A 23,421-nucleotide genomic window follows, 5' to 3' on the forward strand; every position below is an offset into this window, starting at 1 on the left:
GCGCCCGGTACCCGAAAAGCCCGCCCAACTCCCCTGGGGCGGGCTTTTCTGGATTGCTCGGTCTGTTTGTTGCTAGCCTCGTGGTATGGCCAGGACCAAGGAATTCGACCCGGACGTGGTGCTCCAGCGCGCGATGGACCTGTTCTGGGAACGGGGCTACGAGGCGACCTCGATGGCCGACCTCGTCGAGCACCTGGGCATCGGCCGGGCCAGTCTGTACGGCACCTTCGGCAGCAAGCACGACCTGTACCTGGCCGCCATGCGGCGGTACCTGCGGGGCAGCGAGGCGGGCTTCGTCACCGCGCTCGCCCAGCCCGGACCGGCCCTGCCGGCCGTGCGCGCCTTCGTGGAGAGCTGGGTCACCGAGGCCCTGACCGACCCGAACCGCCGGGGCTGCCTGGTGGTGAACGCGGCGGTGGAGCTGTCCCCGCGCGACCCCGAGGTCGCCCGCCAGGTGGAGGTGAGCTGGAGCGTGGTGGAGACGGCGCTGGTCTCCTCCCTGCTGCGGGCCCAGGCCCAGGGCGAGCTGGCCGCCGACAAGGACCCGCACGAGATCGCGCACTTCCTGCTCGTGGTGATGCAGGGGGTGCGGGTGATCGCGCGGGCCGCGCCGGAGGCCGAGCGGCTGCGGGCCGCCGCCCGGCTCGCGCTGGCCGCGCTGGACTGACCGCTCCCGACGAGCCCTCCCACCGCGGTCGCCGCGGGAGGGCCTCGTCAAGAGGTCTCCCGTGCCGCCGCGGCGACCACCCGGGCGCCGCGCCCGGCCGCGGTGTCCAGCCGGGCGAGCACCGCCGGCACCGCGATCGACGGCAGCAGGTGGTCGAGCAGCGTGCCGACGTGGTACTCCAGGTCGTGCCCGTCGGGCACACCGTCCAGGACGAGCGCGGCCCCGGTCCAACCGCTCATCACCAGCCGCGCCGTCTGGCCCGTGTCCACGTGCGGCAACGTCTCCCCGCGGCACTTGGCGTCGTCCAGGATGCCGGTGAGCAGCGCGATCCAGTCCGGCCACGCCGTACGCACGTTCCGACGCACCCCGTTGTCCACCGCGAGCCGCAGAGCCGCGGCGAGCACCGGCTCCCGCGGCAGCCGGTAGGCCAGCGCCATCGCGGTGTCGACCAGCTCCTGGAGCTTGAGGGTCTGCGGCCGCACCCCCTCGGTGGTGACGGCCTGGTCCAGCACCCCCTGCGCCAGTTCCTCCTTCGAGGCGAAGTGGAAGTAGACGGCGCCCCTGGTGAGTCCGGCCCGATGGGTGATCTCACCGATGCTCGCGCCCTCGTACCCGCGCTCCAGGAACGTCGAAGCGGCCGCGGTCAGCAGCTGCCTGCGGGTACGCATGCCACGTGCTTGCGATGCCACTGCATCCTCGTCTTCGGCTTGGGATGGAATAATGGAACGTTGATTATGCAATCTACTCCGGGGCACGACCCGGCCAGGTCCCCGCCCCGGATTCGGCGTATGGGGGGAACAAGGACGTGCCTGAGCTGCTGTCCGCGCACGGCGACCGGTGGGGGCGAGAGAGCACCGGAACCGAACCGCACGACGCTCCCGGGCCCCGGTGGTCCGGTGACATACCCATGGACCACCTGCACCTCACCCACCGCTCCTCGGTCCACCTGAGACGCTGGACCAGGACCGGACCGGCGGAGTTCCGGTTCACCGCCGTCTGGCCCGACGCGCGCGGCGGCCGCGCGCCCGTCCCCGCGCGCCACGCCGGCCCCGACCCGATGCTCGTGGCCGCCACCTACCGGCAGGCCGGCCTGCTCATCGCGCACTCCGCGTACGCGGTGCCCCGCGCCAACGAGACCCTGCTGCAGAACCTGAACCTCACCGTCGACCCGGACCGGCCGCTGCCGGCCCACGGTCCCGTCGCGCTGGACGTCCTCGCCCGGTGCGCCGAACTCGGTCGCCGCGGCGGCGCACCGACCGGGCTGCACATCGAGGCGGAGATCCGGCACGCCGACGGGGCGCTGCTCGCCCGGATCGACTCCGACTTCTCCTGGATGTCGCGGGCCGTCTACCGCCGGCTCCGCGGCGACAAGGCCGACGCGGCCTGGGACCCGACACCGCCGCCCGAGCCCGTGGACCCGGCGTCGGTCGGCCGCGCCACCGCCCGCGACGTCCTGCTCGCCCCCGCCGCGCCGGGACGCTGGCGGCTGCGCAACGAGACGCGCAACCCACTGCTGTTCGACCACCGGGTCGATCACGTCCCCGGCCTGGTCCTGGTCGAGGCCGTCCAGCAGGCCGCCCGTGCCCTGGCCGGTCCGGGTTTCCGGCCGGTGTCCGCCGCCAACACCTTCGACAACTACGTCGAACTGGACGCGCCCTGTCTGGTCGAGGCGACGGCCCGGCCGGCGGACGGGGGCGGCACCGTCATCGTGGACGTGGTGGGCCGACAGACCGGACGGGTGTGCTTCCGCGGCACCGTGTCCGGCCGACCGGCGAGCTGACCGGAGCCGCCCGGGAAGCGGCCCGGTCGCCGTCAGGCGACCGCGGCCGCCCCCCGCCCCGCCCGACCGCGCTCTCCCCACGACAGGGTCCACACCTTCGCTCAGCCGTTGGTGAAGCCGCCGTCGACGGGCACCACGGCGCCGGTCAGGAAGGGGGAGCGGTCACTGCACAGCCAGGCGGCCGCCTGGGCGATCTCCTCGGGCGCCGCGATCCTGCCCTGCGGTGTGACACCGACGACCGCGTCCCGCAGACCCGGGTTGCGGCCGAACCAGTCCTCGGTGATCTCGCTGCGGGTGGCCCCGGGCGCGACCGCGTTGACCCGGATGCCGCGCGCCGCGTACTCGCCCGCCGCCGCCCTGGTCAGTCCCACGACGGCGTGCTTCGCGGCCACGTAGGGCGCCGCGGCGGGGATCGCCACCAACCCTCCCACGCTGGCCGTGTTGACCACGGCCCCGCCACCGCCGTCCAGCATCGCGGCGATCTCGTGCCGCAGGCAGTTCCAGAGCCCGCGCACGTTGGTGTCCATCACCGTGTCGTACACGACGTCGTCCATGAGGTGGAGCGGCGTCTGGTCACCGCCCACGCCCGCGTTGTTGAACGCCGCGTCCAGCCGTCCGTACCGTTCGACGGCGTGCCGCACGGCGCGCGCGGTGTCCTCGGGGCGCGTCACGTCCGTCACCACGTACGAGGCTTCGTGTCCGTCGTCGCGCAGGTCCCGCACGAGCCCGGCCAGCCGCTCCTCCCGACGGGCGGCGAGGACGACGGCGGCCCCCTCGCGGGCGAAGACGTGGGCGGCGGCGGCACCTATGCCACTGCTGGCCCCGGTGACGAGGGCCACTTTGTCGCTCAGCAGTCGGTGCGACCGGTGGATGTCCGTCACGGTCACACTCCCGGGGACGCGTCGGAACCCCGCGCGGCCGGTGTGCTCCGCCGGCCGGGAGGAGCGGCGCCGCCCCGGAGCGCCTCCTCCCGCGCGCCCTCGGCCGGTTCGCCGAACCAGAGCCGCAGCGCCGCGTGCAGTCCCTCGGTGCCGGACCCGCCGACCGGCGCGCTCCAGGCCGCGTAGCCGTCGGGGCGCAGCAGGATCGCGTCCGCGGGCGGTCCCCCCTCCGCGCGGGCCGTCACGACGTCCACCCGCCCGGCCCAGCCCTCGGCGGCCCGCCGCACATCCGCCCGGTCCGCCAGGTCGAGCAGCACCGGCCGTCCGGGACGCAGCAGCGCCGCCAGACCGGTCGTGCCCTCGGCCGTCCTCAGCGGTGTCTCCGGGACGAAACGCCCCGCCAGCGCGTCCGCGGGCCGCCCGACGTCGTAGACGATGTCCGACCCGCTGACCATGCCGGCCAGGTACGCGTTGACCTCGTCGACGCCCATGAGGTCGGTGAACAGTCGACGCAGCGCGTCGGTGGACGGATCGGGACGCATCAGCGCCACCTGGGCGCGGACGTTCTCCAACACCCGTGCCCCGACGGGGTGCCGTTCCGTGTGGTAGGTGTCGAGCAGCCCGGTCGGCGCGTCCCCCCGCACCCGGGCGGCCAGCTTCCACCCCAGGTTGACGGCGTCCTGCAGACCGGTGTTGAGTCCCTGGCCGCCGGCGGGGAAGTGCACGTGCGCGCTGTCCCCGGCCAACAGGACGCGTCCGACGCGGTAGTGCTCCGCCTGCAAAGCGGCGTCACCGAACCGGGAGAGGTGACGGGGCGCGTCCATCTCGACGGGGTGGCCGGTGATCCGCTCGACCTCGGACCTGAACTCCTCGAAGGTGACCGGGGACCCGCGGTCGGGGTGCGGGCCGCGGAAGTCGTAGGTGCCGATGCGGCTGTGGCCCGCGGGGTCGACCCAGAAGATGGTCCAGCCGCGCGGGGTGCGGTTCCAGCCGCGCGGCGCGCCGTGGGGGTCGGCCAGCCGGACGTCCCCCATCAGGCAGGAGATCGTCGGCAGCGTGCCGGTGAAGGCGATGCCGGCCTTCTGCCGCACCACGCTGCGGGCCCCGTCGCAGCCCACCACCCAGCTCGCCCGTACCGGCCGCTCCTCGTGCCGCCCGCGGCGAACCGTCACCTCGACGTGCCGGTCGTCCTCCCGTACGTCGGTCACCTCGGCGCCCCGCACCACCTGCGCGCCCAACCGGACGGCGCGCTGGGCGAAGACCGCCTCCGCGTAGGCCTGCGGGCTGCCGACCAGCGCGGGGAACTCCTCGACCACCGGGGCCAGATCGAGGTGCGGTAGACCACCGAAGTGGAACGGCACGTGCCGTTGCGGCGCCCGCCCGGCCACGTACCGGCCCGGTTGCACGGCCTCCAGCAGCCCGCGCCGGTGCAACGACTGCGCGGTCCTGGCGTGCAGGGTCCCCGCCTTCGACTCGCCCGAGGGCTTCACCTCCTTCTCCAGTACGGTCGTACGGACCCCGTGCAGGGCCAGTTCGCCGGCCAGCAGCATGCCGACCGGCCCGCCCCCCACGATCACCACGTCCGCGTCCACTGCCGCCGGACTCCTCTCCCTGTCGAGCTGTTCCTGTGGTCGGGCCGGCGCCGTCAGACGATCTGCAGGTGGTCGTCGCTCGGCCGGTCGACCGCCTGGTCGTGCGCGGCGGACAGGGTCACGATGCCCTGCGCCACGGCGCTGAGGGTGATGTGCCGGTGCCAGCCTCCGAAGGTGCGCCCCTCGAAGTCCATCGCACCGACCTTGGTGCTGATCTCCGCGAAGTCCCGGTCGACGCGTTCGCTGAGGCGGCCCAGGCGCACGACGAGCTCGAACGGCACCTCGGTCATGTTCGACAGCCACAGCTCCCGCGCCCTGCGCTCCCCCGGCCGCCGGACGCCGACCAGCCGCAGCGGCGGGGTCCCGGCTCCGGGCGGCAGCACGACGTCGGTGCCGGTGATCCGGGCGCCCCGGTCGGCCGGGCCGACACGGCCGACCCACCGGGCCGGACGCCCGCCGCGGATCGCCCCCTCGGCGAGGTGCTGCGCCGTTATCAACCGGACCGCCCTGCCCTCCCGCGCGGCACTCCACGAGATCAGCCGCGTGGCACCACCGATCCGCAGCACGAAGGGGATCTCCGCCGCCGACAGGGTCCGGGCCAACGCCCCCGCGTCCTCCTCACGGGCGTCCACGATCACCGGACGGGGCCGCAGCGACCACCCCCGCGTCAACTCCAGCGCCACCGCCGCCGCGGACGGGACCTCCCCTTCGTCGGCGTCGACCCACTCCGGGATCTCCGCGCGCCGCCTGCGCCCGGCATCGGTGAGCCACTCCCCGGACAACCGCAGCCGCCAGTTGACCGGGGCGCTCTGTGTGTCACCGGTCAGCCAGACGCCGTACGAACGCTGGCTGTTGACGACGCGTCCGAGGCGTGGGACGAGCGATTCGGTCACTCCGACGGTGTGTTCGCCCGTCTTGAGGACCACCATCGGCTTCACCACCCACCCCAGCGGGTCGAGCGCCCGGTCCAGATCCGCGGCCAGTGCCTTGCGCACCGGTCCCCAGTCCCACGACGACTTGCTGATGAAGTGCTGCAGTCGCTGCTCGGCCGCGCCGCCTCCGGCCGTCGCCGCTATCGAGCGCATCGACTTGCGACTGGTGAGCGACAGCAACCCGGAGATGTACAGCTCGCCGTTCTCCCGCTGGTCGCGGCGTGGCAGCGATATCAGCATCCGCCGGCTGTACTCGGTGACGAAGTCGTCGGCGACCTCGCTCCAGACGATCTCGTGCGTTCTGTGGAAGCGGTCTAAGACCACGACGAGAATCCCTCCCCCGGACACCGGATCCAGTCGTCCCACCACGCTGGATCAGGAGCCCCCTTGTCCGTTGGCGGGCTCTAGTTGAACATACGTTTTGGATTTTGACCACGGTCATCCGCTTCACGCGCCCCTCCGGGGCGGCCTCGGGTCCCGGGCGGGACCGTCTCCCATGGCCGTCCGGTGCGTGCGTACCTGCTGGTGAGAGCGCTTTCCCGCGATGTTTTCGCCTGTCGCCCACAGGTCGACGACCTCATGGGAGCGCTCCCGTGTCGAGCGCGGGAAGCGTACCGACCGCGGCCGGTACCAAACCGACCGTTCAATTCACAACAGGTTCATAATCCAGCCAACTCCGCCTCGGAGAATCGACCACCGCGAGGGGATGGAGCCCGGCTCCGCCCCTCCCTGTTGGTATGGACATGACCTCGGCGGCGCCCCTAGAGTCTCCCCGAACCCGCTGAGAGCGCTCTCACTACCTCGTCCCTCTCAGCGCCCCTCCGTCGACCGACCCCACCCCGGCCCCTCCGGCCGGGCGACAGTGAACGGAGAAACCGTCATGAGACGTACTTCCGGTGTGCGCACCGCCCTGTCCGCGCTCCTGGTGCTCGGCACCCTGACCGCCGCGGGCACCGGCCTGTCCACCGCCGTCGCGGCCCCCTCCTCCCCCTCCGCCGAACCCGCCCCCGCCCTGGTGGACGCCATGGAACGCGACCTGGGCCTGACCGAGCACGAGGCCCGGGAGCGGCTGCGCCGGGAGGCGCGGGCCGCCGAGATCGCGCCCCGGGCCGAGAAGGCGGCCGGCGCCGCCTTCGGCGGTTCCTGGTTCGACACCCGGTCCGGAGAGCTGGTCGTCGGCGTGACCAGCCGCGACAAGGCCGACGAGGTGCGTCGGACCGGGGCCGCCCCCCGGGTCGTCGAGCACAGCGAGAAGGAGCTGGAAGCCGCCAAGGAGCGGCTCGACGCCCACGCCGAGGAGGAGTCCGCCCCCTCCGGGGTGAGCAGTTGGCATGTCGACCCCCGGTCCAACAGCGTGGTGGTCAACCTGGTCGAGGGGACCGAACGCGACGGCGCCGTGCGCGCCTTCCTCGACGAAGCGCGCGAGGCCGGCCCGGTGACCGTCCGCGAGAGCGCCGGCGAGGCGCCGCGCACCTTCGCCGCCGGTGTCGTCGGCGGCGACCCGTACTACACCGGCAACGCCCGGTGCTCCATAGGCTTCTCGGTGCACGGCGGCTTCGTCACCGCCGGGCACTGCGGCCGGGCCGGCGACTCGGTGCGCGGCTGGGACGGCTCCCAGATGGGGCACTTCCAGGGTTCGTCCTTCCCCGGCAACGACTACGCCTTCGTGAGCACCGGCCACGGCTGGTGGACGGTGCCGGTGGTGCTGGGCTGGGGGAAGACCTCCGATGTGCTGGTGCGCGGCTCGGCCGAGGCCCCGGTGGGCGCCTCGATCTGCCGTTCGGGCTCCACCACCCAGTGGCACTGCGGTCAGGTGCTGGCCAAGAACGAGACGGTCAACTACAGCCAGGGCGCCGTCCACCAGATGACCAAGACCAGCGTCTGCGCCGAGCCCGGCGACTCCGGTGGCTCGTTCATCAGCGGCGACCAGGCCCAGGGCGTGACGTCGGGCGGCTGGGGCAACTGCTCCGGCGGCGGCGAGACCTGGTTCCAGCCGGTCAACGAGATCCTGTCGGTGTACGGCCTGACGCTGCACACCGCCTGACGCCTCCCCGCACCGCGCACCGGGGGGTGCGCACCCGGTGGGCCGCCCGGTGCGACCGGGCGGCCCGCCTCGGACGTGGGCGCGCTCGGCCCCACCCGAGCGCGCCCACGTCCGACCGCTCACGTCCGGGGCCCCTCCGGAGCGGGAGTGTGCTAGGTTGGATCACGTTGCAGTTTTGGTACCCATGAACCTGTGTGCGCCTGACGGTAGTGACCTTCAGGCGTCTTTGTTTTTTCCGGCTCTTCCGGCGGGGTCTCAACGCGGCGACACGGAGATCCGCACGGTGCGGATCTCCCGCACTGCCCCTGTATGGAGGAGAAAGACATGGCCACCGGTACCGTGAAGTGGTTCAACAGCGAAAAGGGCTTCGGCTTCATCGAGCAGGACGGCGGCGGCGCCGACGTCTTCGCCCACTACTCGAACATCGCCACCCAGGGCTTCCGTGAGCTCCAGGAGGGCCAGAAGGTCACCTTCGACGTCACGCAGGGCCAGAAGGGCCCGCAGGCGGAGAACATCGTCCCGGCCTGAACGCCGCGACGCTCCTGAACACACAGCACCACAGAGCCGGGGCCCGCACCATGGGTGCGGGCCCCGGCTCTGTGCCGTGTCCGCGGACACCGGCGCACCGCCGTTTCGCGCACACGGACTCCCCGTGCCGCACCGCGGCCCGGCGCACGCGGCCCCGACGACGACCGCACGGCTTCCCCGCCGCCCGGCGGCGGGACCCGATTCATCTCCCCGGCTCGTTCCCACGATGCTCCGCCCGGTTCCACCGCGGGGTCTTCCTCGGCACGCGCCGCCCCGAGGAAGGTTCTTCCCCATGACATCCCCCGTCCGCTCCCCCCGTTCCCCCCGCCGTCGCCCGGCCCGCTCCGGCGCCCCCGCGCGGCAGTCCGCGCCGTCCCGGAACCGCGGCCGCTCCGGCGCCCCGCGGCGCGAGGAACCCACCACACCGACCGGAACGCCCGGTCTGCCCCCGGTAACCTCGTTCGCCGAGCTCGACATGCCCGCCGCCCTGCTGGAGACGCTCGGTCGGCAGGGCGTCACCGTGCCGTTCCCCATCCAGGCGGCCACCCTGCCCGACTCGTTGACCGGCCGCGACGTGCTGGGCCGTGGACGGACCGGCTCGGGCAAGACCCTCGCCTTCGGGCTGGCCCTGCTCGCCCGCACCGCCGGCCAGCGCGCCGAGCCGGGTCGCCCGCTGGCCCTGGTGCTGGTGCCCACCCGGGAGCTGGCCCAGCAGGTCACCGAAGCCCTGACGCCGTACGCCCGGGCCGTGCGCCTGCGGGTGGCCACCGTCGTGGGCGGCCTGTCGATCGGCCGCCAGGCCGCCGTGCTCAAGGACGGCGCCGAGGTGGTCGTCGCCACCCCCGGACGGCTGCGGGACCTGGTCGAGCGCCGTCACTGCCGGCTGGACGAGGTGCGGACCACCGTCCTGGACGAGGCCGACCAGATGGCCGACATGGGCTTCCTTCCGCAGGTCACCGATCTGCTGGACCGGGTGCGCCCCGACGGCCAGCGGATGTTGTTCTCCGCCACCTTGGACCGCGACGTGGACCGGCTGGTGCGGCGCTTCCTGTCCGACCCGGTGGTCCACTCGGTGGACCCTCCGGCGGGTGCCGTCACCACGATGGAACACCACATCCTGCGGGTGAGCGTCGACGACAAGAACGCCACCACCGCGCGCATCGCCGCCCGTGACGGTCGCGTGATCATGTTCGTGCACACCAAGCGCGCCGTCGACCGCCTGGTCAGGCGCCTGCTGGCCAGTGGTGTGCGGGCCGGCGCGCTGCACGGCGGCAAGTCGCAGAACCAGCGCAACCGCACGCTGGAACAGTTCAGAGCCGGACAGGCCACCGTCCTGGTGGCCACCAACGTCGCCGCCCGCGGCATCCACGTCGACAGCCTCGACCTGGTCGTCAACGTGGATCCGCCCGTCGACCACAAGGACTACCTGCACCGCGGCGGTCGCACCGCCCGGGCCGGCGAGTCCGGCCGGGTCGTCACCCTCGTCCTGCCCGACCAGCGCCGGGAGGTCGACCGCATGGTGGCCGCCGCCGGTGTGTCGCCGCGGGTCACCCCGGTCCGCTCCACCGGCGAGGAACTCGTCCTCATCACCGGGGCGAGGGAGCCCTCCGGCGTCCCCGTCACCCTTCCCGCGCCGGAACCCGAGCGGAACCGGCGCGAGGCGTCCGGTGCCCGGGGCCGTTCCCGTCGTCCCGCGCGCGGCCGCCGTACGCCCGCCCCCGGCGCCGAGCGACACGGACGCGGCCGGACCCCCCGTTCGGCCAAGGGCTCGCGCGGCGCCTCGTGACACCGCTCCTCCCCGACCCTCCGCGTCCACCGTTCCACCGTGAATGCCTCCCGGGGCCGCCGGGTACCCAGACGGCCCACACGAGAACCGGGAGGTGTTCCATGGGCAAGCTCGACAACCCCATCGAACTGCAGAAGGCACTGGGCGGCGTGGACTATCCCACCGACCGCGCGTCGCTGGTGGAGCACGCCAAGAAGAAGGGCGCGAAGGAAGAGGTGGTCAAGGAGCTCTCCTCGCTGAAGGAGGACCGCTTCGACGGTCCGGACGACGTCAGCAAGGCGGTCTTCGGCAAGGGCTGAGCCCCACCGGACGGCCGCCGAGGCAGCCGTCCGGGGCGCGGCCGCCCCTGCGGCCGCGCCCCGAAGCCGTGTCGACGGACGGCCGCAGGCGCGGTCCCGCCCCGGCCGTCCGTCACCTCTCGCCGGTCACCGGTCCCGGCCCTCCTCGTCCTCGCGCTCGCCGGTGAGGTCCTCGCGGTCCACACCGGCCTCGGACATGGCGTCCTCCAGTTGCCGCCCGACGTTCCCCCGGTCCTTGTTGGCGGCCTCGGCCCGACGCGCGGACTCCTGCCCCTGCTCGTCGAAGACGACCTGGTCGGTCTTCTCGGTCTTGGGCCGGTTCTCCTCGGGCGTGGTCATGTCGGCCTCCTCGGCTCCGCGACGTCCGTGATCGGTCCACCCGATCCGGTCGGTCGCGATCGATTGTGATCGTTGGTGACAGGAGGACGCCGTACCCGTTTGTGGACGACGCATGCGGGCCGGCGGGGGAACCGATGTCCCCGACCGGTGTGCCCGACCCCCGCCGCGGAGGACACCGCTCCCACGCCCCGCCTCCGCACGAGGGCGACCGAGCGGACGTCAGGGCCGCTCGGCGTCCGAGCCGCGGTAGGCCGGCCACGGTGTGGTCGGCTGGAGCACGGCCTCACTCAACGCCCGGGTCCGCAGGGCCGTGACCTCCTGGTACTCGGGATCGGCGACCATGCGGCTGAACGCCTCCCGACTGGGGTAGCGCACCAGCAGCACCGCGTCCCACGCCTGCCCGTCCTCGGCGACCAGAGCGGTCGCGCCGTCCCCCGCGTACAGGACCCGGGCCCCGTAGCGACCCAGGAAACGCTCCTGGAGCAGACGCCCGTACTCCTCGTACGAGGCCCTGCCGTCCGGGGCGAACCGCAGCAGGTTGAGCATGACGACCGGACCGCCCGGGTCCTCGTCCAACATGCGCTTGAGGTCGGCTCCCGAGGGGTCGACGGCCATGGGTGACTCCTTGTCGTCATGTCGATGTGCCGCAGCCGACTGCGGCGGACCGGACATCCGGCAGGAGCCTAACCCCGCGACCCGCCTCTTGCATACCGTCCGGTCGGTCCGCATCGAGCCCCGCACTGTTCACCGCGACGGCCGAGCCTGCCCGCTCCCCGACCGGGTAGGCCCCTCCCCGCACCGCGGCGAACCAGCGCCGGTACACCCCTTCGGCGGCAGGAGAACACGTTGTCCCCCACCCCACCCAGACCGAACCGACGCGGCTTCCTCGGCATCACCGGCACCACGGCGGCGCTGGCCGCCTGCGCCGCGGCCCTCCCCACCCTGGGCGCCCTCACGGCCGGACCCGCCGGTCACCGCTTCCCGGCGGCCACCCACCCCCACCACCCCACCGCCCTCTACCCCGAGGACTGCGACGACGACACCGAACCCCTGAACGCCGGAGTGCGGTGCGGCGCGGACCCGACGGAGGTCCGATGACGGTCTTCGTCCCCCGTTCGGAGTGGGGCGCCCGAGCCCCCCGCAACCGATCCGCCAACATCACGCCCGGCAACGGTGGCACCACCGTCCACCACGTGGGCGGCTCCCGCACCGCCCAGACCGACCACGGCTCGTGCGCCGGACAGGTGCGCGGCATCCAGAACCACCACATGGACGGCAACGGCTGGGCCGACATCGCCTACACCTACCTGGTCTGCGTCCACGGGCACGTCTTCGAGGGTCGGGGGCCGGGAGTGCGGACCGCGGCCAACGGCACCGACGCCGGGAACCAGAACTGGTACGCGGTGTGCGCGCTCACCGGCGGCTCGCCCTCCGACTACGACCCCGTCACCGACCGACTCCTGGACGCCCTGCGCTGGTCGATCGGCAACCTGCGCGACATCGGCGGCGCGGGACACGGGATCAACCGGCACGCCGACCACCTGCCCACCTCCTGTCCGGGCGGACTCTCCTCCCACGTACTGGACGGTTCGCTGGAACCCGGCGCGGGACCGCCCGCCTGGCCGGGCGTCCACTTCTCCCACCCGCCGACCACCGAACACCCCGGAGTGCGCGTGTGGCAGTCGCGGCTGCGCGACCGCGGCTGGTCCATCGGGGTGGACGGACGGTACGGCGCCCGCTCCCGGAGCGTGTGCGAGAGCTTCCAGACCCGGCACGGGCTGGTGGTCGACGGCGTCGTCGGGCCGCACACCTGGGAAGCCGCCTTCGCCTGACCGGACCCGACCGCTCCCCGCCGACGTCCGGGGCCGGACGCGGAACGGTCCGCACAGCGCCCGGCCCCCAACGGCGACGGCCCACGCCCGGACCGGAACCGAACGACCGGACGACCGGAAGAGCGGACGACCGGACGACCGGACACGAGGAGGCACGATGGAGAGACCCACGGGCGGTACGGCGGACGGTGGGACGCCCACGACGGTGGACGTCGTCGCCTACGGAGTCGTGGCCGACGAGCGCCCCCTGCTGGAGAACGCGTTCCGCGGCCGACACCGACTGCGCTGCCTGGACCTGGTCCTGGACCGGGACACCGCCACCACGGCCGCCGGGTGCGCGGTGGTGTGCAGCAGCGTCAACGACGTGCTGGACGAACGGGTGCTGACCGCCCTGGCCGACGGCGGCACCCGCCTGGTGACCCAGCGCGCCACCGGCCACAACAACATCGACCTGGAGGCGGCACGGAGGCTGGGCCTGTCGGTGGCCCGCGTCTCGTCCTACTCCCCCCACTCGGTGGCCGAGTTCGCCTGGGCCCTGGCCCTGGCGGTCAACCGCAGGGTGCCCCGAGCGGTGTCCCGCACCCGCGACTTCGACTTCCGGCTCGACGGACTGCTGGGACGCGACTTCCACGGACGCACCGCCGGGATCCTGGGCACGGGGAGGATCGGTGCCGCCTTCGCCCGGATCGCCGCGGGCTTCGGCATGCGCCTGCTCGGCGCCGACGTCGCCCGCAACCCCGAGTGCGAGGCCCTGGGCGTGGAGTACGTCGACCGCGACCGACTGTTCGCCGAAGCCGACCTGGTCAGCCTGCACCTGCCGCTGCTGCCCGACACCCACCACGTGGTCGACGCCGCCGCCCTGCGCCGGATGAAGGACGACGCGATCCTGGTCAACACCAGCCGCGGCGGCCTGATCGACGCCCAGGCCCTGGTGGAGACCCTGCGGGCGGGCCGCCTGGACGGGGTGGGCCTGGACGTCTACGAGGAGGAGGCCGGGGTCTTCTTCTTCGACCGCTCCCTGGAGGTGATGACCGACGACACCCTCGCCCGCCTGATGACCTTCCGCAACGTCCTGGTCAGCTCCCACCAGGCGTACTTCACCCGCGACGCGGTGGGACAGATCGTCGACGCCACCGCGCGCACCGTCGAGGACCACCTGGCGGGACGCGTGAGCGAGAACTTCCTGGTGCCCCCGCCCGCCCCCCACTGACCGAACGGCGCCGCCGGGGACTCGGCACGGGGACTCAGTACAGGGAGGCGGGCCACCCCACCGTCACCGCCAGGACGACCCCCGCGTCGACGGCGACGCCCACCGACAACCAGGGGTTGAACCAGAGCGTCTTCAGCACCAGCCCGCTCGCCGCCGCCAACACCGCCGCCGGCGCCCACCAGCCCAGGCCCGCCGCCAGCGCCACGCCCGCCGCGGCGTACAGCAGGGCCGTGATCGAGGCCAGGCCCACCGCACCCGCCCTGGCGGTCTCCTCGCTCAGGTGGGCCACGGCCAGCGCCCAGGAGTGGCCGGGCACGAAGAGGGGAGGATGCTCGGGATCCGCCGGCGTCGCCCAGACCCTCAGGTGCACCAGGGCGTGGGCGAGCAACAGGACGACCACCAGGGCTCTGATCACACCGTCGCCCCCTTCCGCTCCCGTCCGTCTCCCCCCGGTTCGGTGCCGCCCCGCTCCGGCCGGAGACGGGGCGCGGGCGACGCCGTCGGCGCGACCGTCACCGCACTCCACCGCCGCCTACACCGCCGACACCGCCGCCCCCGCGCACGGCCGGCACCAGCAGCACCGGACAGTGGGCGTGGTGGAGCAGCGAGTGCACCACCGGTCCCAGCCGCAGCGCCGCCCTGCCGCGTCCGCGGTGGGCGGCCACGACCGCCACGTCCGCCTCCCCGCTCGCCTCCACCAGGAGGCGAGCGGCACCGCCGGTGACCGTCCTGGCCCGGACGGTCACCTCCGGGTACCGCTCGCGGAACGGATCCAACACCTGCTCCACCAGCACCTCCTCGCTCCGCCCGATCCGGGCCATGTCCTGCCGGAGCGGACCGGTGGGCATCAGCGGCTCGCCGGGCGGCGCCAGACGGTGGTAGATCCAGGCGTGCAGCACCGTCAACGCGGCGTCCCGGGTCCTGGCCTCCTCGAAGGCCGCCTCCACCGCGGCGTGGTCGTCCTCGCCCTCCAGCCCCAGCAGGACGGTGCCGCGGGGAACGCGCTCGTGCTCCGGCGGCAGCTCGCCGCGCACGACCATCAGCGGCCCCACCACGTGGGCGGCGGCCCGCAGGCTCACCGAGCCCAGCAGCAGCCCCCGGAAACCGCCCAGCCCCCGGGAGCCGACCACCGTCAACGCCGCCCGACGGCTCAGCTCCACCAGGGCGTCGGCGGCGTCCTCCACCACCACCGAGGCCGTCACCTCCAACCCCGGCGCCAGCTCCCGCACCCGGGCCACGGCCGCCTCCGCCAGCTCCCGCGCCTCCTCGGGGGAGCGGGTGTGCACGGCGGTGTCCGGCGTCCCGTCCTCCCAGCCGCCCGAGCCGACCGGCCCGCCCTTCGGGGGGACCGACCAGGGCCGACCGTGCACCACCTCCAAGGGCACCCCGCGGCGCCCGGCCTGCGTCACCGCCTCCTCCAGGGCGAGCCCGGAGCGCCGGGAACCGTCCACCCCGACGGCCACGTGACCTCGAAGTCGGGCACCGGTGTCGGGGCCGGCGTCCATCGTCCTCACCTCCCGTCCGGCCGCACGGCGGCGGAACGCGGGTGCGCGTCCCACTCCACCAGACTGACCGGTAAATCCACTTTCCGCCTGATCTGCCGGCCCCTTGGCCCCCGGACCGGTGAGCCGGTCAGGCGTGCGGGACCACCGCCACGGGTGCCGCGCAGTGGTGCATCACCGCGTGGGTGACCGGCCCGGTGTGGAAGCCCAGCGGCGAACGGCGGCCGCGACGACCCACGACCACCAGGCAGGCGTGCTCCGACGCGTCCAGCAGGTGGTGCGAGACCCGTCCGATCACCGCCCGGGTCCTGACCTCCACGTCCGGGTACCGCTCCCGCCAGGGCCGCACCGCGTTCTCCAGCGCCAGAGCCTTCTCCTCGGCCAGGTCGTCCAGCAGGTGCGGGCCGACCGCCACCGGGCTGATGCCGTAGACCGGCGGCGGGTCCCAACCGTGGAGGACCTCCAGCACCACCCCGCGCCGATCGGCCGCGCCGAACGCGAACGCCGCGACCTCCTCGTGCGGCCTGGTCAGGTCCACCCCCACCACCACGTCCCCCGCCGGCTCGGCGGAAATCTCCTCGCCCTCGGCGCCGGCCCGCACCAGCACCACCGGACACGCGACGTGGGCCACCGTCGACAACGCCACGGAACCGACCAGGAAACCCGCGAGCGCCCCCCTGCCGCGGCTCCCCAGCACCAGCACCTCGGCCTCGTCCACGGAGTCCCGCAACACCTCCGCCGGACGCCCGGCCAGGCGGTCGACCACCACCTCCAGCCCTGGATGCCGGCGCACGAGCTCGGCCGTCACCTCGTCCGGGATCCGCTCCCACCGCTCCTGCGCCCGGGGGTCCACAGGCGGGTGGGCGCGGGTCTCCCACACCTGTGCGATCCGCAGCGGCAGTCCGCGGCGCGTCGCCTCCAGGGCCGCCCAGCGCGCCGCGGCCAGACTCTCGCGTGATCCGTCCAGCCCCACGGTGACGGTGCGGGTCATGGGCCATGCACCTCCAACACTCCCGGGAGCGGTGGTCCGCCCCGACTCCGGGCCGATGCCGGGTACCCCGGTGGGTGGGGGATACGGGCGGGGCGGGAGAACCCTCCGCCCTCGCCCGGCGTTCGTGGGGTCGCTTTCTTCAGGAGGCGGCGTTCCGCCCTCCCTGGTTCGCCATATGATCTGCTTGGCACATTATTTCGACGGTGTCGTCCTCCCTCTCCCCCGCCTCCGTTCGGGCGGGGGAAGACACTCGACCCCGACGCCCCACGGCCGGACACCGGCGACCGCTCGGGGAACGCCGGACCCCGGAGCTCAGGGACCGGGGTGCGAGATGCCCTCGATGTCGCTCTGCGCGACGCTCAGCAGCTTTCGCGCCAGATCGTTCATGGCCCGACCCGCGGCGAGTTCGTCGCCGATCTCCGGGATGTCCCGGTCGTGCGGGTTGCGCCGTGCGACGCCCTGTCCGGTGATCGCCGTGTCGCCGATGTCCAACACCGCGCGCGCCTTGGTCGTCCCGCCGTCCTCGAAGAGGTGGAGGCGTACCTTCCAGTCCTGTGTGTGCGTCATCGTCTGCTCCCTGTGGTGACGTGGGGCCGACGCGGTCCGGAGCTCGACGGGCCGGTACGGCCGGACCCCTCCCTCCGGGAAGGGCGACGGAGACCGGGTCGAGACGGGACGGGGACGGGGATCCGCCGACCGGGCCCGGACCCGCGGGGAAGACCGAAGCGGCCCGCGGCGGCGGGAACGCGCCGATCGCCGCGTGGACGCGCGACCGACCGGTTCGGGTCCGACATCCGCGTGGATGCCGACCGTCCGGGCCGCTTCGGCCGTCGCCGCGTCCGGCATCGACGGCACCTCCTCGGCGTCGACGCGCCTTGGGCTCCTCGATTCCACCGTAACCCCGGGGTCGTCGGGGTTCCATCGCACGGGAGCGCGCGAGGGCACGGCACGGGCCCCGGGCGGCAGCCTGGTCACCGTCCGGGGCCCTCCTGTGGGGCCGTGCTCCGCCGGACTACTCGGTCACGGTGATCTGCGACGCGGGGTCGGTCACGTCCGTGATGTCGTAGACGGCGTTGAAGATGGAGCTGGTGGCGCTGGTCGGGCAGCCGAACCCGCCGACGACGTCCACCGGCACGGCGGCGTTGACGAAGGACAGCTTGGAGGGCGATCCGTTGGTCCAGCCGCCCGCCACGGTGGCACCGCCGTCGGGGGCCGCGGTCACCGTGCAGTTGGCCAGCCCGCTGGTCTTCAGGACGAAGCCGCCCCGCGGCATGGCCAGGCTCGCGGTGGAGGGGTCGCCGTGTCGGACGGAGACGCCCCAGGAGCCGGAGGTGGTGATGGTGGCCCACACGCCCGGCATGCTGGTCCGGCACGAACCGTAGGTGGGCGCGTTGAGCGGACCGCCGACCGGGCCCGCGGCGTTGCTGTTGTCCGGAGCGTCCGGAATCCGGTTGGCGTCGTCGGTGCCCGTCGGCGAGGTGGGCCGGGAACTGGAGACCGTGCAGGTCACGGTCACGCTGCCCGCCTTGAAGGTGGCGTTGCCGGTCAGGTCGGCCGCGAAGTAGTGGCCGGCGGGGCCGACCGTGGTGGAGCCCGCGACGGCCTGCCGAGCCGTCGCGGTCCCGGTCCCGGCCAGCGCCAGGGCGGCCGCGGCGGCCAGTCCGGCGCCGGCCGCGACCGTTCCGCGGGCGGCACGGCGGAGGGTGGAGGGGGTTGGCGAACGGTGCGTCACACTGTCTCCTCTGATGGTTGGGGCGAGGGGTGGGGGGACGGCGGTGCGTCCGGCTGCCAGCCGAAGAGCATCGCGCCGCCGATGACACCGGCGACCGTCCCGATCAGGAAGCCGCCGAGATTGGAGAGCACCAGGGCCGTCGCGGCGACCATGGCGGTGAGGATTCCGGCGAGCGAGCGGTACTGGGGCGCGAACCAGGCCGACAGTCCCATCACGACCATGACGGCGCCCAGGAGGACGGACCCGGCCCCCGCCACCCCCTGATGCAGCATCACCTTCATCGGCGCCAGGGGGATGACGGCGATCTCCACGCCCGCGACGACGGTGATCAGTCCGCCCCAGAAGGGCCTGCCGCGACGCCAGCGCCGCCACCTCAGAAGCATTCGCGCTTGCCCCGGGTGATCTTCATGCTCAGGCCGGGGAGCTTGAAGGTCCCGGCGTTGGTGGCCCAGGCGACCTGCCTCAGGTCGGAGATCTCGATGGTGTCGGCCTGCTGGGAGAAGGCGTCCTGCATGCCCTGGGCGCCTTCGGGGCCCTTGTCGAGCGTGGAGGCGTCACGGCCGATCTCGATGTTCTCGAAGGACGCGTCGCCGGAGAGCTGGGTGGCGTCCACGAACAGGTCGGTGGCCTCGACCGGCTTCTTCTTGCCGGCGGTCAGGTTCAGCGAGATGTCCCCGAGGAGGGGCAGGGTGGTGACGACCGACTGGCACAGGCCGTGGAGGTCCGCTTCCTTGATGCCGGTCACGGCCACGGGGAGCAGGTCCTCGCGGGCGTTGACGTCCACACTTCCGTACTGGACGAAACCGGTTCCCTCAAGCCGCTCCGCGGAGACCTTGAACTGCTGCCCGGAGACCGCGAACGACGCCGCGAGCGCGCCCTGGGCCAGGGCGACGGCCAGCGCTCCGGTGACGGCGAAGCCGGGCACGGACACGGCGGCGAACCGGCGCCATCCGACACGGCCGGTGACGGGTCTTTCCTGAACGTCCTTCATCACACACCCCTCCGGCGGTCCGCGACGCCCGCGGACGCGCCTCTGGCATCGAACTGCGACGGATCGGTGGCTCGTCGGATCTGTGCTCGGTGGTGCGGCTCCACCCGCGGCCGTGGATCGCGCACGGGGGCCATCCGGTATTAGTGGACATGTCAATACCGGCGAGTAGCATGACTGTAGGTGTGCCGGTGGTCACCGGCAAGAATCCTCACAGCTCCTTTTCGGCCATTCGGAGCCCGTCCCGCGTCTCCGGAGAACCGAGGAGCTCCGACAGGCCCGCCCCGTCGCCGACCTGTCGGGGCCGACGGATCCACGCCACGCGGACCGGCAGCCCGCCGGGACGCGGAGACGGTCGCGGCCCGTGCCCCCGGGGCCGGAGCGGATCGGCAGAATGGGCGCGTGAGGCGCTTGGAGACGACCGCGCGGACCCGTGCCCGCATGAGCCGGCAGCGGAGCCGCGACACCGAGGTGGAACTGGCACTGCGACGGGCCCTGCACGCCTCCGGCCTGAGGTACCGGGTCCACCGGCGGCCGGTGAAGGGCGTGCGGCGGGAGGCCGACATCGTGTTCGGGCCGGCCCGCGTCGCGGTGTTCGTGGACGGCTGCTTCTGGCACGGCTGCCCGCAGCACGCGACCTGGCCGAAGAACAACGCCGAGTTCTGGCGCCGGAAGATCGAGGGGAACCGCACCCGGGACCTCGACACCGACGCCCGGCTGGCGGACGCCGGTTGGGCCGCGGTGCGGGTCTGGGAGCACGAGGACCCGGCGGAGGCCGCGGCGAGGATCGCCGCGCTGGTGGCGGAGAGACGCGGCGGCGGGCCCGGAGCCTGAGAACCCGTCGGAGCGTCGGCACGCCCCCGTCCGGCCGGGACCCGGTGGAGGCGGCACGCCCCCGCACGGGCCCGCCCGTCCCGCCGCCGCTCCCACCCGGTGGGACCGTCAGGTCGCCCAGGAGGTCTCGCCGCGCGTGGCCGAGTCCAACGCCGCCAGGTGCCCGTCCCGTTCCTCCTCGCCCAGCCCCAGTGCTGCGGACAGGACGTGCAGGGCCAGGCGCGGCGGAATGGCGTTGCCTATCTGCTGGGCGACGGCGCGGCCCCGCCACGGGTAGTCCGCCGGGAAGGTCTGCAACCGCCCCGCCTCGGAGAAGCTGAACCGGGGCTCCTCGACGCCGTCGGGGCCCACCACACGGTTGCGGGAGATCTTCCCCGTGACGGTGGCGGCCGGTTCGGTCGACCGGCGCCGCCCCCGGGCCCTGGGGTCGCCGCCGGTGCCGTAGTTGGAGACCACCACGAACGGACCGGGCCGGTCGAGGACCTCGCCCATCGACACCCACGGCTTCCGGGCGGAAGCCCCGTCCGAGCGGGGAACGCCCTTGCGGTACGGGCGGTGCGTCGCCTCGGGCAGCGCGGCCGTGCCGTCGCGGCGGGCGATCAGGATGGCACGGCGCCGGGTCTGCGGCACCCCGAACTCCTCCGCCCGCAACACACCGTGGGCCACCGAGTACCCCTCGCCGGTCAGGACCTCGCCGACCGCCTCCCACACCGGCAGCGCGGCCGGCACCTGCTCCAGTACGACCGCCTCGTAGGCACGACCGTCGTCGATCGCGGCGAGGGCCCACCTGAGGGGTTCGAGCACCAGCCCGGTGCGTTCGTCGTCCAGCCCGGCCAGCTCGGCGGTGATGTCCTCGCGCACGGCCATGCGCTTGACGAGACCGCGCAGTTCCTCCAGGGCCCGACGCCCGGCGCCGGTCCCCGCGACGGTGTAGGTCTGGCACGGCGGCCCGCCCGCCAGGACGGTGGCGTCCGCCAGGTCCGCGGGCTCGCACCGGTACCAGGACCTCGCCTCGTGCGGGCGTCGCACATCGCCCTCGACCGTCGGCAGCCCCGCCGCTCGGCGGGTGGCGCACGCGTCCTCGTCCCACTCGACGCCGACGACGGGCACGCCCAACCGGTGGGCCGCCACGTCCAGTCCACCGGGACCGGCGAAGAGGTCCACGATCCCGGCGCGGGCTCCCGGTCGTCGGGACGGAGGCGGTTGACGGGAGGGCATCGTGTCGTCGGTCTCCGTGGCTCCGTCTCGAACATCACCGCGCCGGCCGCGCGGACCACCCGCGGCCCACCGCGCCCGAGCGCCGTCATGCTACTGCACCCGCGGACGGCGACCGGCCACCGTCGGATGTGCGCGACGGCGGCGCGGCTCCCGCGGGAAGCCGGCCGGCACCGGGGCCGTTCACGGCCCGACTCCCGCACGACGCCGGCGACGACCGCGGTCACGACCCTGTGGACGGCGTCGGCCTCCGGTGGGGTGTCGCTCCGGTCGGCGAACAACTGGTGCGCCGTCACGAGACCGCGCTGCTCGGCCGGCCTCGGCGCGACAGCAGTCCGCGGCGGCCGGTGATCTGGACCGGCTGTTCGGCCCCCCGCCGGACACGCGTGTGCACGGCGTCCTGATCGACGTGCCCCGGCTGCTGGGGCGGCACGGCGACGCGGAGGCCGCACGGCGTCACTTCACCTGGCCGGCCGGCGAGGCCGGCCGCCGGCACGGGCCCCGTGCGCACGCGCCCCCTCCTCGCCCGGGGAGAGGCCGCCCACTGGCGGGGAGTGGCCGGGGACGCGCCGGGAGCCGCGGCGGAACTGGCCGCGGTGGCGACCGAGCAGCGGGCAGCGCACGCCCCGGGCGACGGCGTCCTCGCGTCCTTCGAGACACGATCGCGGCCGGCGCACTGGCGGGGCGAGGCGGGCGACCCGGCGGGGCCGCCGCGGTGCCGGCCGATCTCCTCCGCGACCAGGCGCAGCTGTACGGCCACGATCCCCGAGGCCGGAACCTGATGGACCTGTTCACCACACGCCCCGCGCCGCTGGGCGAACTGCTGCGCGACCAGCTACGCGAGCTGCACCGGCAGAAGACCGGGTCCTTCACCCCGTACGACGATCCGCTGATCCACCCGCTGCACGGGCCGGACCACCTCGGGGTCTTCACCCCCCATGGCCGGCAGGCCTACTGGCTGGGGCGGTCGGGCGACGCGGCGGGCGCCGTGGCCGAGCTGACCCACCTGCCGGCGGAGCAGACGCGGGTGCTGGGCGAGGCCCACCCCGACACGCTCGCCACCCGGCGGTCGCTCGACCGGTGGCGGAGCGGCGCCTGACCCGCGTTGGCCGGTGGTGCGCGGACCGGGGAGTTCGGGAACGCCCGGCCGAGGAGCCCCGACCGCAGAACGTCCCGGGTCCCGCCGCGGATGTCACCGGTGGCGGTGTACCGGCCGGTGTAGGCGCTCCGGCGCTGCCCGCGAGCCTCGACGTAGCGGCCGTTGGCAGTGGTTCCCGACGGGTGTGTCCGTCCGCGGACGCCACCGTGGGCAGGGGGCCGACCCTGGGTGCCGCACACCCGGGGACACAGCGGCCTGGTTCCGGTTGCGCACGGCGACGAACCTGGTGGTCGTGCGGCCGCGGCAATCACCGAGCGGCTTCCCCCGCCCGCATGGGCACCCGCTTCGCTCGTCGGACCGACCGATGAGCCGACTCCCCTTGAGGAACACCATGACCGACACCGACACCGACACCGTGGACTGGAACCGAAAGGCCCTCGACGAGATCGTCGCGAACGACGGTGGCCGTCCGGTCCTGTTCACCAACGCCCGGATCGTGACGATGGACCCGCTGATCGGGACCGTGACCGGTGCCGACGTCCTGCTCGTCGGTTCCCTGATCGTGGGCGTCGGCCCCGCCATCGTCACCGCGGCACAGGACGACAACGCCATCGTCGTCGACTGCACGGGCACGACCGTCGTCCCCGCCGTCGTGGACACCGCCGCCCTGGTCGGCGGGCGCGGCCGACGCTCGGAGTACGTCGCGACGCTGACACCGGGCAACACCGCCGACTTCCTGGTGGTGCCCGACGAGCTCGCCGCCGATGTGCCCAGCGCGGTGACCACCCTCGTGTCCCGCCCGGAACGAGTCCGCGCGCTGGTCGCGGCCGGCCGGCCCGTCCTGTGGGCGGGCACCGACGCCCCCGGCAGGCCCACCGCCCCCGAGACGGGCATCCCCGCCGCACCGGACCTGACCGGCGACCCACGGCTCGGCGTCTGGATCGACCGGGAGGACTTCCTGCACCAGGAACTCACCGCCGACGGCCGCTACGACGAGACCCGGGGCGGCCGCCCCCACGCCTATCAGGGCCGGTTCTGGATCGACGGCGACCGCATCGACTACCTGGACGACCTCGGCTTCTGGGCCTACGGGAAGTTCGAGGCCGACGAACTGCACCACGCGAGTTACGTCATGAAGCGCAGCTGACCGTCGGCCGCGCCCGCACATCC

26 protein-coding genes and 1 pseudogene are annotated in these 23,421 nt (G+C 73.8%); 12 read left to right on the plus strand and 15 right to left on the minus strand.

Annotated elements, in window-relative coordinates; translation table 11 throughout:
• Positions 1 to 85 precede the first annotated feature (85 nt).
• Complete coding sequence (locus F0L17_RS02855; protein WP_155069810.1) at positions 86 to 667, plus strand: TetR/AcrR family transcriptional regulator; 582 nt, start codon at positions 86 to 88, stop codon at positions 665 to 667.
• Positions 668 to 714: 47 nt separating this feature from the next.
• Here the strand turns inward: F0L17_RS02855 and F0L17_RS02860 are convergent, their stop codons facing one another.
• Positions 715 to 1,335, minus strand: a complete 621-nt coding sequence (locus F0L17_RS02860) for a ScbR family autoregulator-binding transcription factor (protein WP_155069812.1) — start codon at positions 1,333 to 1,335, stop codon at positions 715 to 717.
• A 137-nt stretch (positions 1,336 to 1,472) separates the two neighbouring features.
• On the opposite strand from F0L17_RS02860, the gene F0L17_RS02865 reads away from it, so the two are divergent.
• Entirely contained in the window at positions 1,473 to 2,447 is a 975-nt protein-coding gene (locus tag F0L17_RS02865; RefSeq protein ID WP_155069814.1) for a ScbA/BarX family gamma-butyrolactone biosynthesis protein, read from the plus strand.
• A 101-nt stretch (positions 2,448 to 2,548) separates the two neighbouring features.
• Here F0L17_RS02865 and F0L17_RS02870 read toward each other — a convergent pair whose 3' ends face one another.
• Genes F0L17_RS02870 through F0L17_RS02880 form a run of 3 tightly spaced genes read right to left on the minus strand, consistent with a single transcriptional unit; the run spans position 2,549 to position 6,176 of the window.
• A complete protein-coding gene (locus F0L17_RS02870) occupies positions 2,549 to 3,319 on the minus strand; it encodes a glucose 1-dehydrogenase (protein ID WP_162466727.1) in 771 nt (256 codons plus the stop codon).
• 11 nt (positions 3,320 to 3,330) lie between these two features.
• Positions 3,331 to 4,920, minus strand: coding sequence for an FAD-dependent monooxygenase (locus F0L17_RS02875; RefSeq protein WP_338017931.1), 1,590 nt, complete (start codon positions 4,918 to 4,920; stop codon positions 3,331 to 3,333).
• Positions 4,921 to 4,973: 53 nt separating this feature from the next.
• Positions 4,974 to 6,176 carry an IS701 family transposase gene (locus F0L17_RS02880; RefSeq protein WP_338017932.1) on the minus strand — a complete coding sequence of 401 codons (1,203 nt, stop codon included), beginning with the start codon at positions 6,174 to 6,176 and terminating at the stop codon, positions 4,974 to 4,976.
• Between the two features lie 556 nt (positions 6,177 to 6,732).
• Here F0L17_RS02880 and F0L17_RS02885 point away from each other — a divergent pair.
• The 4 genes from F0L17_RS02885 (at position 6,733) to F0L17_RS02900 (ending at position 10,509) form a co-directional block, all read left to right on the plus strand.
• A complete protein-coding gene (locus tag F0L17_RS02885; protein ID WP_155069816.1) occupies positions 6,733 to 7,896 on the plus strand; it encodes a S1 family peptidase in 1,164 nt (387 codons plus the stop codon).
• A gap of 324 nt (positions 7,897 to 8,220) precedes the next feature.
• Positions 8,221 to 8,424, plus strand: a complete 204-nt coding sequence (locus F0L17_RS02890; RefSeq protein WP_009715709.1) for a cold-shock protein — start codon at positions 8,221 to 8,223, stop codon at positions 8,422 to 8,424.
• A gap of 292 nt (positions 8,425 to 8,716) precedes the next feature.
• A complete protein-coding gene (locus F0L17_RS02895) occupies positions 8,717 to 10,210 on the plus strand; it encodes a DEAD/DEAH box helicase (RefSeq protein WP_155069818.1) in 1,494 nt (497 codons plus the stop codon).
• 101 nt (positions 10,211 to 10,311) lie between these two features.
• The gene (locus F0L17_RS02900) at positions 10,312 to 10,509 is read left to right on the plus strand and encodes a DUF2795 domain-containing protein (RefSeq protein WP_155069821.1); all 198 of its coding nucleotides are present in this window, start codon (positions 10,312 to 10,314) and stop codon (positions 10,507 to 10,509) included.
• Positions 10,510 to 10,635: 126 nt separating this feature from the next.
• Here F0L17_RS02900 and F0L17_RS02905 read toward each other — a convergent pair whose 3' ends face one another.
• Both F0L17_RS02905 and F0L17_RS02910 read right to left on the minus strand, forming a co-directional pair.
• Positions 10,636 to 10,848 (minus strand): hypothetical protein, encoded by a 213-nt coding sequence (locus F0L17_RS02905; protein WP_155069823.1) that lies wholly within the window; start codon positions 10,846 to 10,848, stop codon positions 10,636 to 10,638.
• A 219-nt stretch (positions 10,849 to 11,067) separates the two neighbouring features.
• On the minus strand, positions 11,068 to 11,463 hold the full coding sequence (locus F0L17_RS02910) for a DUF1330 domain-containing protein (protein WP_155069825.1): 396 nt from the start codon (positions 11,461 to 11,463) through the stop codon (positions 11,068 to 11,070).
• A 231-nt stretch (positions 11,464 to 11,694) separates the two neighbouring features.
• On the opposite strand from F0L17_RS02910, the gene F0L17_RS02915 reads away from it, so the two are divergent.
• From F0L17_RS02915 to F0L17_RS02925, 3 genes are all read left to right on the plus strand, one after another.
• The gene (locus F0L17_RS02915; RefSeq protein ID WP_155069827.1) at positions 11,695 to 11,946 is read left to right on the plus strand and encodes a hypothetical protein; all 252 of its coding nucleotides are present in this window, start codon (positions 11,695 to 11,697) and stop codon (positions 11,944 to 11,946) included.
• Complete coding sequence (locus tag F0L17_RS02920; protein WP_155069830.1) at positions 11,943 to 12,680, plus strand: peptidoglycan-binding domain-containing protein; 738 nt, start codon at positions 11,943 to 11,945, stop codon at positions 12,678 to 12,680. The genes F0L17_RS02915 and F0L17_RS02920 overlap by 4 nt, the downstream gene beginning before the upstream one ends.
• Before the next feature lie 205 nt (positions 12,681 to 12,885).
• Positions 12,886 to 13,890, plus strand: coding sequence for an NAD(P)-dependent oxidoreductase (locus F0L17_RS02925; protein ID WP_162466728.1), 1,005 nt, complete (start codon positions 12,886 to 12,888; stop codon positions 13,888 to 13,890).
• 34 nt (positions 13,891 to 13,924) lie between these two features.
• Here the strand turns inward: F0L17_RS02925 and F0L17_RS02930 are convergent, their stop codons facing one another.
• From F0L17_RS02930 to F0L17_RS02960, 7 genes are all read right to left on the minus strand, one after another.
• Positions 13,925 to 14,305 carry a hypothetical protein gene (locus tag F0L17_RS02930; protein WP_155069833.1) on the minus strand — a complete coding sequence of 127 codons (381 nt, stop codon included), beginning with the start codon at positions 14,303 to 14,305 and terminating at the stop codon, positions 13,925 to 13,927.
• Positions 14,306 to 14,402: 97 nt separating this feature from the next.
• A complete protein-coding gene (locus F0L17_RS02935) occupies positions 14,403 to 15,395 on the minus strand; it encodes a universal stress protein (protein WP_155069835.1) in 993 nt (330 codons plus the stop codon).
• Positions 15,396 to 15,522: 127 nt separating this feature from the next.
• Positions 15,523 to 16,383: a universal stress protein gene (locus F0L17_RS02940; RefSeq protein WP_155069837.1), complete on the minus strand. Its 861-nt coding sequence runs from the start codon at positions 16,381 to 16,383 to the stop codon at positions 15,523 to 15,525.
• A gap of 312 nt (positions 16,384 to 16,695) precedes the next feature.
• Positions 16,696 to 16,950 carry a DUF1876 domain-containing protein gene (locus F0L17_RS02945; protein ID WP_155069839.1) on the minus strand — a complete coding sequence of 85 codons (255 nt, stop codon included), beginning with the start codon at positions 16,948 to 16,950 and terminating at the stop codon, positions 16,696 to 16,698.
• A gap of 445 nt (positions 16,951 to 17,395) precedes the next feature.
• Positions 17,396 to 18,115, minus strand: coding sequence for a hypothetical protein (locus F0L17_RS02950; RefSeq protein WP_162465707.1), 720 nt, complete (start codon positions 18,113 to 18,115; stop codon positions 17,396 to 17,398).
• On the minus strand, positions 18,112 to 18,498 hold the full coding sequence (locus F0L17_RS02955; RefSeq protein WP_155069840.1) for a DUF6114 domain-containing protein: 387 nt from the start codon (positions 18,496 to 18,498) through the stop codon (positions 18,112 to 18,114). The genes F0L17_RS02950 and F0L17_RS02955 overlap by 4 nt, the downstream gene beginning before the upstream one ends.
• Positions 18,489 to 19,106, minus strand: a complete 618-nt coding sequence (locus F0L17_RS02960; RefSeq protein ID WP_155069842.1) for a DUF6230 family protein — start codon at positions 19,104 to 19,106, stop codon at positions 18,489 to 18,491. The genes F0L17_RS02955 and F0L17_RS02960 overlap by 10 nt, the downstream gene beginning before the upstream one ends.
• Positions 19,107 to 19,505: 399 nt before the next feature.
• On the opposite strand from F0L17_RS02960, the gene F0L17_RS02965 reads away from it, so the two are divergent.
• Complete coding sequence (locus tag F0L17_RS02965; protein ID WP_162465708.1) at positions 19,506 to 19,937, plus strand: DNA mismatch endonuclease Vsr; 432 nt, start codon at positions 19,506 to 19,508, stop codon at positions 19,935 to 19,937.
• A gap of 108 nt (positions 19,938 to 20,045) precedes the next feature.
• Here the strand turns inward: F0L17_RS02965 and F0L17_RS02970 are convergent, their stop codons facing one another.
• Positions 20,046 to 21,101 carry a DNA cytosine methyltransferase gene (locus tag F0L17_RS02970; RefSeq protein ID WP_338017933.1) on the minus strand — a complete coding sequence of 352 codons (1,056 nt, stop codon included), beginning with the start codon at positions 21,099 to 21,101 and terminating at the stop codon, positions 20,046 to 20,048.
• Positions 21,102 to 21,867: 766 nt separating this feature from the next.
• Here F0L17_RS02970 and F0L17_RS26795 point away from each other — a divergent pair.
• Positions 21,868 to 22,251, plus strand: a complete 384-nt coding sequence (locus F0L17_RS26795; RefSeq protein ID WP_162465595.1) for a hypothetical protein — start codon at positions 21,868 to 21,870, stop codon at positions 22,249 to 22,251.
• 92 nt (positions 22,252 to 22,343) lie between these two features.
• Here the strand turns inward: F0L17_RS26795 and F0L17_RS02975 are convergent.
• Positions 22,344 to 22,465, minus strand: a pseudogene (locus F0L17_RS02975) (Atu4866 domain-containing protein); the annotation flags it as partial.
• 177 nt (positions 22,466 to 22,642) lie between these two features.
• On the opposite strand from F0L17_RS02975, the gene F0L17_RS02980 reads away from it, so the two are divergent.
• Entirely contained in the window at positions 22,643 to 23,398 is a 756-nt protein-coding gene (locus F0L17_RS02980; RefSeq protein ID WP_155069846.1) for an Atu4866 domain-containing protein, read from the plus strand.
• The last annotated feature ends 23 nt before the right edge of the window (positions 23,399 to 23,421 follow it).

Source organism: Streptomyces taklimakanensis, from assembly GCF_009709575.1.
Lineage (GTDB): Bacteria > Actinomycetota > Actinomycetes > Streptomycetales > Streptomycetaceae > Streptomyces > Streptomyces taklimakanensis.

Coding starts and splice junctions, on each gene's coding strand:
- F0L17_RS02855 (WP_155069810.1), top strand. CDS start 86: ATGGCCAGGACCAAGGAATTCGACCCGGACGTGGTGCTCCAGCGCGCG.
- F0L17_RS02860 (WP_155069812.1), bottom strand. CDS start 1,335: ATGCGTACCCGCAGGCAGCTGCTGACCGCGGCCGCTTCGACGTTCCTG.
- F0L17_RS02885 (WP_155069816.1), top strand. CDS start 6,733: ATGAGACGTACTTCCGGTGTGCGCACCGCCCTGTCCGCGCTCCTGGTG.
- F0L17_RS02890 (WP_009715709.1), top strand. CDS start 8,221: ATGGCCACCGGTACCGTGAAGTGGTTCAACAGCGAAAAGGGCTTCGGC.
- F0L17_RS02895 (WP_155069818.1), top strand. CDS start 8,717: ATGACATCCCCCGTCCGCTCCCCCCGTTCCCCCCGCCGTCGCCCGGCC.
- F0L17_RS02900 (WP_155069821.1), top strand. CDS start 10,312: ATGGGCAAGCTCGACAACCCCATCGAACTGCAGAAGGCACTGGGCGGC.
- F0L17_RS02905 (WP_155069823.1), bottom strand. CDS start 10,848: ATGACCACGCCCGAGGAGAACCGGCCCAAGACCGAGAAGACCGACCAG.
- F0L17_RS02910 (WP_155069825.1), bottom strand. CDS start 11,463: ATGGCCGTCGACCCCTCGGGAGCCGACCTCAAGCGCATGTTGGACGAG.
- F0L17_RS02920 (WP_155069830.1), top strand. CDS start 11,943: ATGACGGTCTTCGTCCCCCGTTCGGAGTGGGGCGCCCGAGCCCCCCGC.
- F0L17_RS02935 (WP_155069835.1), bottom strand. CDS start 15,395: ATGGACGCCGGCCCCGACACCGGTGCCCGACTTCGAGGTCACGTGGCC.
- F0L17_RS02940 (WP_155069837.1), bottom strand. CDS start 16,383: ATGACCCGCACCGTCACCGTGGGGCTGGACGGATCACGCGAGAGTCTG.
- F0L17_RS02945 (WP_155069839.1), bottom strand. CDS start 16,950: ATGACGCACACACAGGACTGGAAGGTACGCCTCCACCTCTTCGAGGAC.
- F0L17_RS02955 (WP_155069840.1), bottom strand. CDS start 18,498: ATGCTTCTGAGGTGGCGGCGCTGGCGTCGCGGCAGGCCCTTCTGGGGC.
- F0L17_RS02960 (WP_155069842.1), bottom strand. CDS start 19,106: ATGAAGGACGTTCAGGAAAGACCCGTCACCGGCCGTGTCGGATGGCGC.
- F0L17_RS02980 (WP_155069846.1), top strand. CDS start 22,643: ATGACCGACACCGACACCGACACCGTGGACTGGAACCGAAAGGCCCTC.